This window comes from Stenotrophomonas sp. I18B00994 (assembly GCF_014145825.1).
Lineage (GTDB): Bacteria > Pseudomonadota > Gammaproteobacteria > Xanthomonadales > Xanthomonadaceae > Stenotrophomonas > Stenotrophomonas maltophilia.
The window spans coordinates 1-15,628 of sequence record NZ_JACIUW010000039.1 but is presented as its reverse complement, the minus strand read 5'-3'; the positions used below and the strand labels follow the sequence as shown (position 1 = coordinate 15,628).

The 15,628-nt window shown below is 67.5% G+C and carries 13 protein-coding genes and 1 pseudogene; 6 read left to right on the top strand and 8 right to left on the bottom strand.

Annotated features, from left to right (window positions below; all coding sequences use genetic code 11):
* Nucleotides 1–168: 168 nt before the first annotated feature.
* The 3 genes from H4O10_RS21850 to H4O10_RS21840 all read right to left on the bottom strand — a co-directional run bounded on the left by H4O10_RS21850 (nucleotide 169) and on the right by H4O10_RS21840 (nucleotide 3,395).
* On the bottom strand, nucleotides 169–1,887 hold the full coding sequence (locus tag H4O10_RS21850) for a thiamine pyrophosphate-dependent enzyme (RefSeq protein ID WP_049452520.1): 1,719 nt from the start codon (nucleotides 1,885–1,887) through the stop codon (nucleotides 169–171).
* A gap of 131 nt (nucleotides 1,888–2,018) precedes the next feature.
* Nucleotides 2,019–2,876 carry an SH3 domain-containing protein gene (locus H4O10_RS21845; protein WP_049452523.1) on the bottom strand — a complete coding sequence of 286 codons (858 nt, stop codon included), beginning with the start codon at nucleotides 2,874–2,876 and terminating at the stop codon, nucleotides 2,019–2,021.
* A gap of 36 nt (nucleotides 2,877–2,912) precedes the next feature.
* Complete coding sequence (locus H4O10_RS21840; protein ID WP_049452521.1) at nucleotides 2,913–3,395, bottom strand: DUF3574 domain-containing protein; 483 nt, start codon at nucleotides 3,393–3,395, stop codon at nucleotides 2,913–2,915.
* Nucleotides 3,396–3,610: 215 nt separating this feature from the next.
* Here H4O10_RS21840 and H4O10_RS21835 point away from each other — a divergent pair, with 215 nt between their 5' ends.
* From H4O10_RS21835 to otsA, 4 genes are all read left to right on the top strand, one after another.
* A complete protein-coding gene (locus H4O10_RS21835; protein WP_111118640.1) occupies nucleotides 3,611–6,046 on the top strand; it encodes a TonB-dependent receptor in 2,436 nt (811 codons plus the stop codon).
* Nucleotides 6,047–6,260: 214 nt separating this feature from the next.
* Nucleotides 6,261–7,019, top strand: a complete 759-nt coding sequence (otsB, locus tag H4O10_RS21830; protein WP_005410783.1) for a trehalose-phosphatase — start codon at nucleotides 6,261–6,263, stop codon at nucleotides 7,017–7,019.
* 41 nt (nucleotides 7,020–7,060) lie between these two features.
* Nucleotides 7,061–8,842 carry a glycoside hydrolase family 15 protein gene (locus tag H4O10_RS21825; RefSeq protein ID WP_005410784.1) on the top strand — a complete coding sequence of 594 codons (1,782 nt, stop codon included), beginning with the start codon at nucleotides 7,061–7,063 and terminating at the stop codon, nucleotides 8,840–8,842.
* A complete protein-coding gene (gene otsA, locus H4O10_RS21820; protein WP_005410785.1) occupies nucleotides 8,839–10,203 on the top strand; it encodes an alpha,alpha-trehalose-phosphate synthase (UDP-forming) in 1,365 nt (454 codons plus the stop codon). The genes H4O10_RS21825 and otsA overlap by 4 nt, the downstream gene beginning before the upstream one ends.
* 72 nt (nucleotides 10,204–10,275) lie before the next feature.
* On the opposite strand, the gene H4O10_RS21815 is transcribed toward otsA, so the two are convergent.
* From H4O10_RS21815 to rluD, 4 genes are read right to left on the bottom strand one after another with little or no spacing between them, the layout of a single operon-like run.
* Nucleotides 10,276–10,713 (bottom strand): thiol-disulfide oxidoreductase DCC family protein, encoded by a 438-nt coding sequence (locus tag H4O10_RS21815; RefSeq protein ID WP_049452819.1) that lies wholly within the window; start codon nucleotides 10,711–10,713, stop codon nucleotides 10,276–10,278.
* Nucleotides 10,688–11,212 (bottom strand): DUF4166 domain-containing protein, encoded by a 525-nt coding sequence (locus tag H4O10_RS21810; RefSeq protein WP_049452820.1) that lies wholly within the window; start codon nucleotides 11,210–11,212, stop codon nucleotides 10,688–10,690. The genes H4O10_RS21815 and H4O10_RS21810 overlap by 26 nt, the downstream gene beginning before the upstream one ends.
* 2 nt (nucleotides 11,213–11,214) lie before the next feature.
* Complete coding sequence (pgeF, locus tag H4O10_RS21805; RefSeq protein ID WP_049403024.1) at nucleotides 11,215–11,985, bottom strand: peptidoglycan editing factor PgeF; 771 nt, start codon at nucleotides 11,983–11,985, stop codon at nucleotides 11,215–11,217.
* A complete protein-coding gene (rluD, locus tag H4O10_RS21800; protein WP_019660164.1) occupies nucleotides 11,985–12,974 on the bottom strand; it encodes a 23S rRNA pseudouridine(1911/1915/1917) synthase RluD in 990 nt (329 codons plus the stop codon). The genes pgeF and rluD overlap by 1 nt, the downstream gene beginning before the upstream one ends.
* A gap of 114 nt (nucleotides 12,975–13,088) precedes the next feature.
* Between rluD and H4O10_RS21795 the strand changes: the two genes are divergently transcribed.
* Together H4O10_RS21795 and H4O10_RS21790 are read left to right on the top strand one after the other, a co-directional pair.
* Nucleotides 13,089–13,976 (top strand): outer membrane protein assembly factor BamD, encoded by an 888-nt coding sequence (locus H4O10_RS21795; protein ID WP_024956778.1) that lies wholly within the window; start codon nucleotides 13,089–13,091, stop codon nucleotides 13,974–13,976.
* A 190-nt stretch (nucleotides 13,977–14,166) separates the two neighbouring features.
* Entirely contained in the window at nucleotides 14,167–15,369 is a 1,203-nt protein-coding gene (locus H4O10_RS21790; RefSeq protein WP_049452822.1) for a lipase family protein, read from the top strand.
* 149 nt (nucleotides 15,370–15,518) lie between these two features.
* Here the strand turns inward: H4O10_RS21790 and H4O10_RS21785 are convergent.
* Nucleotides 15,519–15,628 (bottom strand): annotated as a pseudogene (locus H4O10_RS21785) (IS110 family transposase); the annotation flags it as partial.

Genomic DNA, 15,628 nt, shown 5'->3' with positions numbered 1-15,628 from the left:
CCGGTTGCGGGGGTGTCCGCGGCATGGATGCCGCGGCCAAGCCCCAGGGACGGGTTTACGGCGTCCCCCGCAACCGGACCCACCCCGCCATCCCTCAGGAAGCCCGCTTCTGCTCTGGCTCCGGCTCGTAGCGGGTGCAGGGCGCAGCCCTGCATCAAACCCACCCCGTTACTTCTTCAGGAAGTTGTCCACCAGCAGATGCTTCACGTCGTCGAAGCGGCCGTTCAACACCGCCTTGGCTGCATACAGCGCGGTACCGGCCACCTGCTTGGCCTCGATCTGCGGCGGCATCACCAGCTCGGCGCGGCTGGTATGCACATCCAGCAGCGCCGGGCCACGCTGCGACAGGAAATCCTGCACCGCTTCTTCCAGATCCTCGCTGCGCGTCACCGTGCGGCCGTGGAAGCCGATCACTTCGGCAAGGCGGCCAAAATCCGGGTTCTTCAGGTCGGTGTAGTTGTCCAGCAGGCCTTCCACCTTCTGCTCCAGCTCGACGAAGTTCAGCGAGCCATTGTTGAACACCACCACCTTGATCGGCAGGTTCTCCTGCACGGCCGTCAGCAGGTCGCCCAGCAGCATCGCCAGGCCGCCATCGCCGGACAGCGAAATCACCTGCCGGCCGGGGAACGCCTTCTGCAGGCCCAGTGCCTGCGGCATCGCGTTGGCCATCGTGCCGTGCAGCAGGCTGGTCAGCGTGCGGCGGCGACCGTTGACGCGGATATGCCGCAGCACCCAGACCATCGGCGAGCCGCCGTCAGCGGTGAACAGCGCATCGTCGCTGGCGTACTTCGACAGCAGCGCGGTCAGATGCTGCGGGTGGATCAGCTCGCCCTCGCCCGGCTGTTCTTCCTGCTCGCGCTTCTTCAGCGCCTTGTCGCGACGCTCGATACATTCGTCCAGGAAACTGCTGTCCTCGCGCGGCGGCAACATCGGCAGCAAGGCATCCAGCGTCGGTGCGATGTCACCGACCACACCCAGGTTCACCGGGTGGCGGCGGCCGAGATGGCTGCCATCGCGGTCGACCTGGATGATCGTGGCCTTGTCCGGGTAGAACTGGCCCCAGGCGAAGTCGGCGCCGAGCAGCAGCAGCGTGTCGCACTCCATCAGCGTGTGGAAGCCGGATTCGATGCCGAAGATGCCGGTCATGCCCATGTTGTACGGGTTGTCCGGCTCGACGAAGTCCTTGGCGCGCGAGGTGTGCGCGATCGGTGCCTGCAGGCGCCGGGCCAGTTCCAGCAGCTGTGCGTGCGCACCCTGGCAACCGGCGCCGGCGTAGATGCCGATGCGCTTGCCCTGCCCCAGCAGCTCGGCGATGCGCTGCAGCTCAGCATCCGACGGGCGCAGTACCGGCTGGGTGTAATGCACCGAGAACGGCACATCGTGCTTCACTTCGGCCTGGCTGATATCGGCGGGCAGGATCACCACCGCCACGCCACGGCGGCTGATCGCGGCCTGGCAGGCCAGGGTGACCACGCGACGCGCCTGCTCGGCGCTGTGCACCTGCTCGCAGAACACCGAACAACTGGCGTACACCGCCTTGAAGTCCACTTCCTGCGGAAATTCCATGCCCAGCTCGCTGGTCACCACCTGGCTGGCGATCAGCACCATCGGCGCGCGGTTGCGGTTGCTCTCGAACACGCCATTGATGAAATGCAGGCTGCCGGGGCCGCAGGAGCCGGCGCAGACGGTCAGTTCGCCGCTCACCAGCGAATCGGCGCCTGCGGCAAAGGCTGCTACTTCCTCATGCCGCACATGCACCCATGCGATCTCGCTGCCATGCATCGCATCGGTCACATGGTTGAGCGTATCGCCCACGATGCCGTAGCAACGGCGGACACCGGCCTGCTGCAGGGCATCCACCACGATTTCGGCCACGCGCTTGCTCATCGGATACATCCTCGAACGGGGGAACGTCCGAGGCTAGACCCGATGAAGTGATGCCTCCGCAAAAAAAGGGGACGGAGGGAATCAAGCCGTATGTGCCACAAACGACTTGATTCCCTCCGTCCCCTTTTTCTTCAATCGTTGACGTTGATCCAGCCTTCCACCGCGCCCTGCTTCGGGTTGCGGTAGCGCAGCTTCACCCAGCCGTCCTGTTCATCCAGCAGTTCCACGCGGTCGCCCTGCACCAGGTAACGCTTGGTGCTGGACGCACCGGGTCGGTCGAACAGGAACAGGCGCGCGGGTACCACGGTGGCCTGCTGGCCGCGCAACGGTCCATCCGGCGGTGCGCCCAGGCCATCGGCAATGGCACTTTCCAGCACACGGCCGGCGGGATCATAGGTGCGCCAGACGGCCAGCGGACCCTGCTCGTCGGTCTGCTCCCACTGCAGCGCGGCGTTCAAGGTATCGCCCAGCATCAGCACGCTCTCGGCGCGGTACAGATAGAGTGTCGCGCCTGCAAAGCGATACTGGTCGGTGTACCACATCGGGCCGCTGCGGCAGCTGCTGGTCAGGGTGCGGCTCAGGTGGTCGACCATCAGGCCCATCAGCTCGCCGCAGCTCTCCCTGCCGTGGGTTGCAGCCCGCAGCGCGCGGAACCCGGCACTGGCGGGATCGAACCGGTACACCGCCACCGCTTCGTTGACCATGCCGACCGGGGCGCGTGCGACCAGTTCCGGGTAACCATCGGAATCGACATCTTCGAGCGACCATCGCGAAGTGCCGTCGGCATCCGCCGCGCCGGCCAGCGTCTGCCGCTTGCCCGACGGTGACAGCTGCACGGCAATGCTGCCGTCCTGCAGGGGATCGGCCTGTGCCTGCACGTGCGCGGCCACCTGGAAGCGCAAGGTTTCGCCGTTGTCCCCACCGGCGTGCGCCGTCGGTGCCAGCGTGCCGGCCAACACCAGGCCCAGCAGGCATTCCCTGTAGTTCATCATTGCTCCCTGCGGCACCGCGGCGGCACCTTCAACTCAGAACGATACCTCGACCGGCTGCCGCGACCACAGCACCGACTGATGCCTGGTCTGCTGCTTCCACGCCAGGCGGATCGCTTCGATATCGGCGCGGCGCTGCGGGGTGTCCTCATGCAGCACCACCAGCACCTTGGTGCGCAGGCGGTTGGGCGCGGCATCGCCGCGGAACAGCCACTGGCCATAGGCATCGAACACGGTCAGGCCATCCGGGAAGCGCGGGGTCACTTCCTTGTCCAGGAAGGTGCGCCACTGCGCGTCGCTGATGGTGTCGGCCTGCGGGCGGTTGCCGGCGCCCTGCTCCTCGCCCACGCCGAAGTACAGCTCGCTGCGCACCCAGCCGTGGCCGGCGGACGGGCGTGCAGCATCGCCCTTCAGTTCGGCGGTGGTGGCCGTGGCATAGGCGCTGGGCGCCTGCGATGAGAGGCTGGCGCAGCCGCTGGTGGCCAACAGCACGGCGAAGACGAGGCCAAGGTGTTTCATCGGTACAGCTCCGGAGAAGGGGGGACAAGGCGAGCCGGCAGCGTACAGCGCCACCGGCCCGGCGTGCTGATGCCAACCGGGCATCAGCTCATGCCGGACCGGCAGGGGCTTGCATCCGCACCGGTCATCACGCGAAGATAATATATCGCTTCATCCGGATGGATGTAAGTGAAACTATCTCCTCTTCCCCCGTCGTCGTTGTTGCTGGAGCCCCCATGTCCGCCCGCCTGCCCGCGTCGCCGCTCGGCCTCGCCATCGCCCTCGCGCTTTCCTCCGCCGCCGCCCCGGCCCTGGCCCAGGACGCCACCAACCTGGATACGGTGATCGTCACCGGCACCCGTGCCGCCGACCGCACCGTGCTCGAATCCACCTCGCCGGTGGATGTGCTCACCGCCGAGGACATCCGCAAGGCGGGCGTGGTCAACGGCGAGCTGGGCAGCGCGCTGCAGGCGCTGCTGCCGTCGTTCAACTTCCCGCGCCAGTCCAACTCCGGTGGCGCCGACCATGTGCGCGCCGCGCAGTTGCGTGGCCTGTCGCCGGACCAGGTGCTGGTGCTGGTCAACGGCAAGCGCCGCCACCACACCGCGCTGGTCAACACCGACAGCAAGATCGGCAAGGGCACCACCCCGGTTGATTTCAATTCGATCCCGGTCAGCGCGATCAAGCGCATCGAAGTACTGCGTGATGGCGCTGGTGCGCTGTATGGCTCGGATGCGGTGGCCGGTGTGATCAACGTGATCCTCGACAACGGCGGCGACGGTGGCGAGATCGAGGCCAGCTACGGCGCCAACCACACCGACCTCAAGCCGATCGGGCGTACCCTCACCGACGGCCAGACCGGCAATATCAGCGCCAAGGTCGGTACCTCGCTGGGCGAGGACGGCGGCTTCCTGCGCGTCGGCTTGGAATACAAGCACCGCAACGGCACCAACCGCGCCGGCTTCGACCAGATTCCGCCGTGGGACCAGACCCCGGGCAACCTGGCGCTGCAGGGCAAGCGCAACTATGTGCTGGGCGATGGCAAGAGCAAGGGCATCAACCTGTGGCTGAACACCGAGATCCCGGTGGGCCAGACCTCGACATTCTATGCATTCGGCACCTTCAACCAGCGCGATACCGAAGGTGCGAACTACTTCCGCTACCCCGATGGCGAGGCCAACTGGAAGCAGGTCTATCCGAACGGTTACCGGCCCATTTCCGAAGGCGAGAACCGCGACGTGCAGGCCGTGGCCGGCGTGCGCGGGCAGTGGGGCGAATGGAGCTACGACGGCAGCCTGGATTACGGCCAGAACGACTTCACCTACCGCCTGCGCGATTCGCTCAACGCCTCGCTGGGCCCGACCAGCCCGACCCGCTTCAAGACTGCCGATTACCAGTACGCACAGACGGTGGGCAATCTCGACCTGAGCCGCGTGTTCACCCAGAGCGACAGCATCAGCCACACGCTGGGCCTGGGCGTGGAAGCGCGCCATGAGCGCTACCAGACCCGTCCCGGCGACCCGGCCAGCTATGCGGCCGGCCCGTACACCGACCGCCCGACCGGTTCGCAGGCCGGTGGCGGCTTGACCCCGCAGGACGCGGCCACCCTGTCGCGCGATGTCGCCAGCGCCTACGCCAGCCTGTCCAGTCAGTTCGGCGAGAAGTTCTCCACCGACCTGGCCGCGCGCTACGAGCACAACGACGACTTCGGCGGTGAACTGACCGGCAAACTCGGCCTGCGCTATGAATTCACCCCGGCGTTCGCGCTGCGCGGTGCCATCTCCAACAACTTCCGTGCGCCGTCGCTGGCACAGATCGGCTACGAATCCACCTCCACCGGCTACAACGCTGGCGGCCAGCTGGTGCAGGGCCGCCTGCTGTCGGTCAACAATCCGATCGCGCGTGGCCTGGGTGCGCAGAATCTGAAGCCGGAGAAATCGCTGAACACCTCGTTGGGCTTCACCAGCCGCATCGGCGAGCATTTCGACCTGTCACTGGACTTCTTCCAGATCGACATCGACGATCGCATCGCGCTGTCGGAGAGCATCACCGGCGATGCACTGACCGACTACGTGGCCGCCAACTACGGCGTCAGCGGCCTGCAGAGCGCCAGTTTCTTCGTCAACGCCGCCGATACCCGCACCCGCGGCGCCGAGCTGGTGAGCAACTGGCGCCAGTCGCTGGGCGACGGCCAGCTGCTGCTGACCGGCACCTATGCGTACACCAAGACCACGCTGAAGAACGTGCTGGCCACGCCGGCACAGCTGCGTGCACTGAATCCGGACTACGTGCTGTTCGGCATCGAAGAAACCAACACGCTTACCGATGCCACGCCGCGTACCCGCGGCAGCTTCTCTGCCGCGTGGAGCAACGACCACTGGTCGCTGAGCAGCCGCGTGAACCGCTACGGCAGCGCCACCCGCGTGTTCAACTTCGGTGACGGCTACATCCCGCGCCAGACCTACCAGGCCGAGTGGCAGCTGGATGCGGAGGTCGAATACCGCATCACTCCGCGCTGGAGCGTGGCCATCGGCGGCCAGAACCTGACCGACAACTACCCGGATCGATCCAACAGCGATATCCACTACTTCGGCAACCTGCCGTATGACGTGCTGTCGCCGATCGGCAGCAACGGCGCGTACTACTACGGCCGCGTCCGCTATACGTTCTGATCGCATTGGGTAGGTGCGGACCGTTGGTCCGCACGACACGGTAGTGCCGGCCGCTGGCCGGCAACTTCGTGATCGGGGTGCGGATCTGCTTTGGGTGGGTGCGGACCGTTGGTCCGCACTGCTGCCGTGCCGACCAACGGTCGGCACCCACCGAAGCAGGGCCGTAGCCTGCCCTCGACCCCGCGTACACGCCCACGCTGGCAAGCTGGGCGTCATGGCTGAACCGCTCCCCCTGCGTCCGCCACCGCCATTGCTGGACGACGCCTGTGCGTTGTTCCTCGATGTCGATGGCACCCTGATCGAATTCGCTGCACGCCCGGATGCCGTGCAGCTGCTGCCGGATGTGCGTGAAGCCATCGGCCGCATCAGCGACCGCCTGGAAGGTGCCGTGGCACTGGTCAGTGGTCGCCCGCTTGAACAGCTGGATCAACTGTTCGCCCCCCTGCAACTACCCGCCGCCGGCCTGCACGGCCATGAGCTGCGTGGCGAAGACGGTCGTGTGCTGCGCGACGAACACGACGACGACACCGCCGAATGGCTGCACGCGCTGCACCAGCAGGCGATGCGCTTCGCCCATGGGCATCCTGGCGTGCTGGTGGAAGACAAGGGCGTCGGCCTGGCCTTGCACTGGCGCGGTGCGCCGCACGCCGCCAGCGATGTCCGCGCGTTCGCTGACCGCCACGTTCGTGGCCGCACCAGCTACCGCCTGCAGCCTGGCGACCATGTGGTCGAGTTCGTGCCTGTCGGCACCGACAAGGGCCGTGCCGTGCGCCGGATGATGCAGTACCTGCCCTTCCGCGGCCGCCTGCCGGTGTTCCTCGGTGATGACCTCACCGACGAATTCGGCTTCGATGCCGCCAACGGCCAGCATGGCTGGAGCGTGCTGGTGGGTGAACGTGAACCCAGTGCGGCCGTGTTCGCGCTGCCCGACATACGCAGCGTGCACGCCTGGCTGCGTGAGAATGCCTATTGACCCGGCCAACCCCCACGGCCGCAACCGAGATGTACCGCGTGATGACCCAACCCGATCTTGATCTGGGCGTGGTCGGCAACGGCAGCTTCGGCGCCCTGGTCGACAAACATGCCCGCGTTGTCTGGAGCTGCCTGCCCACCTTCGACGGCGACCCCACCTTCTGCGCCCTGCTCGGCCCCAACCAGCAGACCGGCGGCGACTTCGCCATCGAGCTGGAGGACTTCGCGAGCAGCGAGCAGGAATACCTCACCAACACTGCGATCCTGCGCACCGTGCTGCGTGACACGCAGGGCGGCGCATTGGAAATCCTCGATTTCGCCCCGCGCTGGCGGCAGAACGATCGCTTCTACCGTCCGGTCAGCCTGATCCGCCAGGTGCGTCCGCTGGCTGGCAGCCCGCGCATCACCGTGCGTGCGCGACCCCTGGCGGACTGGGGCGCACGCGTGCCCGAATCCACCTGGGGCAGCAACCATGTGCGCTGGATCCTGCCCGAGCACGTGCTGCGGCTGACCACCGATGTGCCGGTGCGCTTCGTGCGCGACGGCCTGCCGTTCGTGCTCAACCATCCGATCCACCTGATCCTGGGCGTGGATGAATCGCTCAATCGTTCGATCAGCGGCTACGTGCAGGAAGCCTTCCAGCGCACCCGCGACTACTGGCGCGAATGGGTGCGCTACCTGTCCATTCCACTGGAGTGGCAGGACGCGGTCATCCGCAGTGCGATCACGTTGAAGCTGTGCCAGTACGAGGACAGCGGCGCGATCATCGCGGCGATGACCACTTCCATTCCGGAAGCACCCGGCAGCGTGCGCAACTGGGACTACCGCTACTGCTGGTTGCGCGACGCGGCCTTCGTGGTGCGGGCGCTGAACCGTCTTGGCGCCACGCGCACGATGGAACAGTTCCTCGGCTACATCTTCAACCTGGCCACCACCGACGGCACGCTGCAGCCGCTGTATGGCATCGGCTTCGAGGCCAAGCTGGACGAAGATGAAGTGCCCAGCCTGTCCGGTTATCGCGGCATGGGCCCGGTGCGGCGCGGCAACCTGGCCTGGGTGCAGCGCCAGCACGATGTCTACGGCAGCGTGGTACTGGCCTCCACGCAGCTGTTCTTCGACCGGCGCCTGCAGGACCCGGGTGATGCGCACACCTTCGCCCGCCTGGAGCCCCTGGGCGAACAGGCCTTCGCCCTGCACGACGTACCCGATGCCGGCCTGTGGGAATTCCGCGGCCGCACCGAAGTGCACACCTACACCAGCGCGATGTGCTGGGCTGCCTGCGACCGCCTGTGCAAGATCGCCGTGCGCCTGAAGCGCGATGACCGCGCGCATTACTGGCGCGAGCGCGCCGACACCATCCACGCGCGCATCATGGCCGAATCCTGGAACGAGGAGCTGGGCCACTTCACCGATACCTTCGGCGGCCATCGGCTGGATGCCTCGCTGCTGCTGCTGGCCGATATCGGTTTCATCGACGCGCTGGACGCCCGCTTCATCGCCACCGTCGATGCCATCGGCCGCGACCTCAAGCATGGCAATTCGCTGTACCGCTATGTCGCGCCGGATGACTTCGGTGAGCCGGAGACCAGCTTCACCATCTGCACCTTCTGGTACATCGACGCGCTGGCCGCGATCGGGCGCATGGATGAAGCACGTGAGATGTTCGAGCTGCTGCTGAAGCAGCGCAATCACCTGGGCCTGCTGTCGGAGGATCTGGCTTTCGACAGCGGCGAGGCCTGGGGTAATTTCCCGCAGACCTATTCGCACGTCGGCCTGATCACCGCCGCAATGCGCCTGTCGCGGTCCTGGCAGGAGGCATCGTGAGTCGTCTGGTCGTGGTTTCAAACCGTGTGGCCGTGCCCGGCGAGAACCGCGCCGGCGGTCTGGCTGTCGGCCTGCTGGCTGCCCTGAAGGAACGCGGTGGCCTGTGGTTCGGCTGGAGTGGCAAGACGGTGAAGGAAGGCAGCGGCACGCTGCACCGGCAGAAAGACGGTGACATCGACTACGTCACCATGGATCTGAGCAAGCGCGAGGTCGATGGCTACTACAACGGCTTCGCCAACCGCACCTTGTGGCCGCTGCTGCACTTCCGCCTGGATCTGGTCGACTACGACCGCGGCACCCGCGAGACTTACCACAAGGTCAACGCGCTGTTCGCCGACAAGCTCGCGCCACTGCTGCGCGAGGACGATATCGTCTGGATCCACGACTACCACCTGATCCCGCTCGGTGCGCTGTTGCGCGAGCGCGGCATCGGTTGTCGCATAGGCTTCTTCCTGCATATCCCGATGCCGTCTGCCGACCTGCTGCAGGCGATGCCCGACCACCTGCGGCTGTTCTCCGCGCTGTACGCCTACGACCTGGTCGGCTTCCAGACCCAGCGCGACGCTGATCGCTTCCAGACCTACCTGCGCCTGTTCGGCGGCGGCCGCGTGCTCGACAACGGCGAGCTGGAAGCACCGGGCGGGCGCCGCTTCCGTGCCGCCGCCTTCCCGATCGGCATCGACACCGAGCTGATCGCACGCCAGGCCGGCACCGCGGCCACCAAGGCCGCCGTGAAGAACCTGCGCGCCAGCCTGCGCGATCGCCAGCTGGCGATCGGCGTGGATCGCCTGGACTATTCCAAGGGCCTGCCCGAACGCTTCCTTGGCTTCGAGCGCTATCTTGAGCGCCACCCCGACCAGCGCGGCTCGCTGACCTACCTGCAGATCGCCCCGGTCTCGCGCGGCGACGTCACCGAGTACCGGCAGCTGCGCAGCCAGCTGGAACAGATCGCCGGCCACATCAACGGTGGCCACGCCGAACCTGACTGGACGCCGCTGCGCTACGTCAACCAGAACTTCACCCATGCCACCCTCACCGGCTTCTACCGGGCGGCGGCGGTCGGCCTGGTCACGCCGTTGCGCGATGGCATGAACCTGGTGGCCAAGGAATACGTGGCGTCGCAGGACCCGGAAGATCCCGGCGTGCTGGTGTTGTCGCTGCTGGCCGGCGCTGCCGACGAACTCAAGCAGGCATTGCTGGTGAACCCGCACGATCTGGACGGCGTGGCCGACGCCATCGCCACGGCAGCAACGATGTCACTGAGCAGGCGCAAGGAACGCTGGCACGCGATGATGGATCACCTGCGCACCTACGACATCAATCACTGGCGCCGCAGCTATCTGGACGCGCTGGAAGGTTGAGGAAAAAAGGGGACGGAGGGGATCAAGGCAGTTGTGCACAGACGCCTTGATCCCCTCCGTCCCCTTTTTCCTTCAATCCAGGAATCGCGCTGCCTGCTCCGGTGCGGGCAGATGACAGGCGTCGTGCCGTCCGAACCAGCGGTAGCGGTTGCGCGCCAGCGCGCGGTACGCGGCATCACGCCAGCCACGCGGCACTGCCCGCAACACGCCGATCAGGCGCCAGGCGCTGCCCAGCCCCGTCAGCACGCGCAGGATCGCATCGGTATCGGTCCAGGGGCCCTGCGCGTCCAGCAGCAGGAACGACGTCGGGTCCTGCGGGTCCAGCCCGTGCGCGCGCAACATCGCGCTGCCCTGCTGCCCCTGCATCGCCGCAAAGCGGTAGCGCCCCGCGCGGTCGAAACGCAGCAGGAAGCGCACCCAGCGGTTGCACAGCGCGCATACGCCATCGAATACGATCACCGCGCTGCCCGCCTCGGCGGCGGCCTCACTGCGGTTCGAGCCAACCTTCATAGCGGATCAGGGCTCCCGCCCAGGGCAGCGTCACATCGACCAGGAAAGTGTACCGCTCACCCTGCCAGGCTTCGCGGCAACGCACGCCACCAAACCAGCGCCTCGGCAACGGCAGCAACCCGAACGCCCAGACCCGGCGCACCGACCAGTCGATGCCACCCTCGCGGGCCTGCAGATCAAACTCGAAGCGCACCGCGCCCAACTGCTCGCGCAGGCAGCCCTCGTGCGCCCACAGCCGCGACACCATCGGCCAGCGGCCAAAACGCCGCGCCCACTGCTCGCCCTGCCCGTGTGCACTGAACGCCACTTCGGTCGGCAACGCTCCACCGTCCTTCGGCAGCCGCGCCAACGCGGCCAGCAGCGGCACCAGCCAGTGCCGCCCCCTCACGATACGCGCCTGCCCCACGTAGCGGCAGGGCAACGGCGCGGCATGCAACGCCTGCACCGGCGCGGCCAGGGTGGCGAAGGCCGGCCCCAGCACGCGCGCGAACAGCGGCAAGGTCAGGGCGCGATCCAGGCCAGCGTCGCCATGCGCCCGGTGCGACGGTCGCGCCGGTGCGAATACAGGTCCGGATCGGCCATGGTCGACACCGTGCCGCCATGGACCTGCGCCGGGTCCATGCCCGCCGCCTGCAACCGCTGCCGCGCCAGCGCGAACAGGTCCACCCTCCAGTGGCCCGCGCGGGTGGCAACGAACGCCGCCTCGGCGGCCGGATCATGGCCGACGAAGGCGTGGTAGACCTCCTCGCCGATCTCGTAGTCGGCCGGTCCGGCGGCCGGGCCCAGCCAGGCCCGCAGCTGCGCCGGCGGCGTCTGCATGGCGGCCACGGTGGCCTCCAGCATGCCGTCGGCCAAGCCACGCCAGCCTGCGTGGGCCGCGCCCACCTCACTGCCATCGGCGGCGGCAAACACCACCGGCAGGCAGTCGGCAGTCAGGATCGCCAGCACCACGCCCGGCACCGAGGTCACTGCGGCATCGGCCACCGGCTCGCTTGCGCCGGGCACCGGCGGCGCGGTGAAGCGCAGCACGGTGCTGCTGTGCACCTGGCGCAGCCAGTGCGGTGTCGAGGGCAGCGCCAGCCCCTGCTGCAGCAGCTGGCGGTTGTGCTCTACGTTGGCTGGGGTATCACCGTCGGCCGCGTGCCGGTTGCCCAGGTTGAACTGCGCGAACGGCGCCGGCGAAATGCCCGCACCGTGCCGACGCGTGGTCAACGCATGGACGCCCGGCGGCGCCGGCCAGTCCGCCTGCAGCACGGGCAGCGCGGCGGCCATCACCAGCGGTCCCGCTCGCGCGCGGCGAAGGCCTCGCTGTCTTCGCGCAGCACCTTCATCAGGTGCAGCATGTCCTCCGGCACCGGCGCGGTGTTGCGCACCGGCTCACCGGTGATCGGATGGGTGAACTCCAGGGTCTCGGCGTGCAGGGCCTGGCGCTTGAAGCCACGCAGCGCGGCCACCAGCTCATCGCTGGCCCCCTTGGGCAGCTTCAGCGCACCGCCGTACAGCGGGTCACCGATGATCGGATGGCGCACATGCGCCATGTGCACGCGGATCTGGTGGGTACGGCCGGTTTCCAAGCGGCACTCCAGCGCGGTGTGCGCACGGAAGCGCTCGCGCAGGCGGTAGTGGGTGATCGCTTCCTTGCCGTCCTCGCGCACCGCCATCTTCAGGCGGTCGCGCGGGTGGCGGTCGATCGGGGCATCGGCAGTACCGCCGGCCACCAGCGCACCCATCACGATGGCCAAGTACTGGCGGTGCACGTCGCGTGCGGCCAGCTGCTCGACCAGCGCGGTCTGCGCTTCCAGGGTCTTGGCCACCACCATCACGCCACTGGTGTCCTTGTCCAGGCGGTGCACGATGCCCGCGCGCGGCAGCACCGCCACCGACGGGTCGCGGAACAGCAGGGCGTTGACCAGGGTGCCGCTGTGGTTGCCCGCGCCCGGGTGCACCACCAGGCCGACCGGCTTGTTGATCACCAGCAGGTGCTCGTCCTCGAACAGCACGTCCAGCGGGATGTCCTCCGGCTGGGCGTCGGTCTGGGTTTCCAGCACCACGTTGAGGGTCACCACCTCGCCACCGCGCAGCGGATCGCGCGGGCGCACCTGGGCGCCGTCCAGCAGGACCTCCCCGGCCTTGATCCACTCGGTCAGGCGCGAACGCGAGTATTCGGGGAACAGTTCGGCCACCACGGCGTCGAAACGGCGGCCGGCAGCGGTGTCGGGGACGATGGCCTGGCGGGCCGATTCAGAGGGTTGTTCAGACATGGCAGGGGGGCATTCTTTGAAATTTTGGGGTCCCGGCGGCCGGTTTCAGTCGCTGGACAGGACACTAGGCTATCATCGACCCTTCGTATTCCAGCCGCGTCCCGCCTTGACCTCATGATCCGACGCTCCTCCATGCTCTCCGCGCCCGTCCGCCTCACCGCCCTGCTGCTGGTGCTGGTCATCGCCGCCACCGGCTGCCACCGTGGCGCCAAGAAGGGCGATCGCCCCGATGAAGGGACGCCGGTCGAACAGTTGTACGAGAAGAGCCACAAGCTGATGCAGGGTGGCAACTGGAGCGGGGCTGAAACCAGCTTCCGCCGCCTCGTGGCCCAGTATCCGTACGGCCCGTATACCGAACAGGCGATGATCGAAACCGCCTACGCGCAGTACAAGGCCGGCAAGCACGACGATGCGGTGTCCAGCATCGACCGCTTCATCCGTACCTACCCGACCCATCGCAACATCGCGTACCTGTACTACCTGCGCGGTTTGGCCAACTCCAACCGCAGTACGGTTTTCCTGCGTCGCGTATGGTCGCTGGATGCCAGCCGCCGCGATCTGTCCACGCCGCACCAGGCGTATTCGGACTTCAACATCGTGGTGGACCGTTACCCGAACAGCCGCTACGCCGCCGATGCGCGCCAGCGCATGCTGGAGCTGCGTGACGTGTTCGCCCAGCATGAGCTGGACAACGCCCTGTACTACATGCGCCGCGGCGCCTGGGTCTCGGCCGCCGGCCGCGCCAACTACCTGCTGGAAACCTATCCGCAGAGCGCGTTCCAGTACGATGCCGTCGCCGTCCTGGCCGATTCCTACACCCACCTGGGCAACAAGACCCTGGCCGACGACGCCCGCCGCGTCCTGCAGCTGAACCAGCCGGACCACCCGTGGCTGGAAGGCAAGTGGCCGAAGTACCCGTGGATGATCCGCAAGCTGAACCCGTTCGCTGGCGAAAAGTCCGCCAGCACCGGCCAGCGCAACGCGCGACTGGAAAAGAAGTAAAAGAAGGCCCCGAAAGGGGCCTTTTCTTTGTCGGCAGATCCACGCCATGCGTGGAGGGTTCGTGCGCCCATGGACCACGACACTAGGAATTCTACGAATCCCCGGCGGATGCGACGCCGGTCCCGATCGGCGTAGGCGAGGCCATCCACACTGCGGCGCAACGGCCATCCCGGCCGTGAAGGAGCGCCCCATGACCCCACCGCCCCGCCGTTTCCGCCCGCTCGCCTGCCTCCTCGCCACTGGCCTGCTGGCGCTGTCCTCGGGCCCCGTGGCGGCTGCCTCACCCGCACCGGGCGATCTGCTGTCTGCTGCCCCCTATCGCGCGTCATGGGTGCCGTCCAAGGCCGCGCAGGCCTACAAGCTGCGCTACCGCACCCCGGATCATCGCGGCCAGCTGGCCGAAGGCGCCGGCCTGCCGTACCTGCCCGCCGGCGCGGCGCCTGCAGGCGGCTGGCCGGTGGTGTCCTGGGCACATGGCATCCAGGGCATCGCGGATTACTGTGCGCCCTCGGTCTCCGGCCCCTACCAACCCGAACGCGACGGCCGCTTCCTCGATCAGTTCCTGGCACAGGGCTATGCGGTGGTTGCTGCGGACTACCAGGGCCTCGGCAGTCCAGGTGACCATGCCTATCTGCATGTGCGCGCTGCCGCGCGCAATGCCATCGACCTCGTCAAAGCCAGCCGCCAGTACCTGGGCACCGCAACGCTGTCGCCGCGCTGGGTCTCGGTCGGCCATTCGCAGGGTGGTGCCGCCGCGCTCACTGCCGGGCATCTGGCGCCCACCTATGCTGGCCCGTCGCTGCACTACCGCGGCAGCTTCACCACCGGCACGCCCACCGCCGTCGAGCTGACCGCACTGGTGATGAAGCCGGACAACCGCACCGCCAATCCTGGCGCGCTCAACGCGTATCACGCGTATCTGCTCGACGGTCTGCTGCAGGTTGCGCCGCAGATCGACCGCGTCCTCAGCGACACCGGCCGCACCCGCGTGGCAGTGGCACGCGAGCAGTGCCTGGGCGAACTGGCCACCACGCTGGACGGCGCGGATACCGGCAGCATGTTCACCGCACCGCTGACCAGCGTGCCGGGCATCTGGGCCGTGCTGTACGACTATCTCGGCGTACCGCGCCGCGGTTTCAGCCAACCGCTGATGCTGGGCCACGGCAGCGAGGACCGCGACGTCCCCTATCTGACCACCCTGCTGTATGCCGCAGGCCTGGCGCTGCGCGGCGAGCCGGTAGCGTTCCGGCGCTACCCGGTCGACCATCGCGGCACGCTGGACGCGGCGGCGGCGGATGGCCTGGCGTTTGTGCGTGCACGGCTTGAAGACGGCCACTTCAACGACGCTGCGGAAACCGCCGGCCTCGAACAGCTGCTCGACGACGCCCGGTAGATCCACACCATGCGTGGATGCGCGGGATACGGGTTGCCGGCCAGCGGCCGGCACTACCGGATGCAGTAGATCCACGCCATGTGTGGATACGCGGGATACGGGTTGCCGGCCAGCGGCCGGCACTACCGGAGGCAGTAGCAACTGTCTTGTCAGGGGCAGCCGAGGGCCACCTCGGCGTCTCGCTTACGGGCGTTGAGGATCACCAGCATTTTGCGCATGACCGCCACGAGCGCCACCTTGCTCGCTTTGCCCTTGGCCT

Bases quoted from the DNA above. Each gene is read 5' to 3' on its own strand.
- otsB (WP_005410783.1), top strand. From the start codon at position 6,261: ATGGCTGAACCGCTCCCCCTGCGTCCGCCACCGCCATTGCTGGACGAC.
- H4O10_RS21835 (WP_111118640.1), top strand. From the start codon at position 3,611: ATGTCCGCCCGCCTGCCCGCGTCGCCGCTCGGCCTCGCCATCGCCCTC.
- H4O10_RS21840 (WP_049452521.1), bottom strand. From the start codon at position 3,395: ATGAAACACCTTGGCCTCGTCTTCGCCGTGCTGTTGGCCACCAGCGGC.
- H4O10_RS21790 (WP_049452822.1), top strand. From the start codon at position 14,167: ATGACCCCACCGCCCCGCCGTTTCCGCCCGCTCGCCTGCCTCCTCGCC.
- rluD (WP_019660164.1), bottom strand. From the start codon at position 12,974: ATGTCTGAACAACCCTCTGAATCGGCCCGCCAGGCCATCGTCCCCGAC.
- H4O10_RS21815 (WP_049452819.1), bottom strand. From the start codon at position 10,713: ATGAAGGTTGGCTCGAACCGCAGTGAGGCCGCCGCCGAGGCGGGCAGC.
- H4O10_RS21795 (WP_024956778.1), top strand. From the start codon at position 13,089: ATGATCCGACGCTCCTCCATGCTCTCCGCGCCCGTCCGCCTCACCGCC.
- H4O10_RS21850 (WP_049452520.1), bottom strand. From the start codon at position 1,887: ATGAGCAAGCGCGTGGCCGAAATCGTGGTGGATGCCCTGCAGCAGGCC.
- H4O10_RS21845 (WP_049452523.1), bottom strand. From the start codon at position 2,876: ATGAACTACAGGGAATGCCTGCTGGGCCTGGTGTTGGCCGGCACGCTG.
- pgeF (WP_049403024.1), bottom strand. From the start codon at position 11,985: ATGGCCGCCGCGCTGCCCGTGCTGCAGGCGGACTGGCCGGCGCCGCCG.
- H4O10_RS21825 (WP_005410784.1), top strand. From the start codon at position 7,061: ATGACCCAACCCGATCTTGATCTGGGCGTGGTCGGCAACGGCAGCTTC.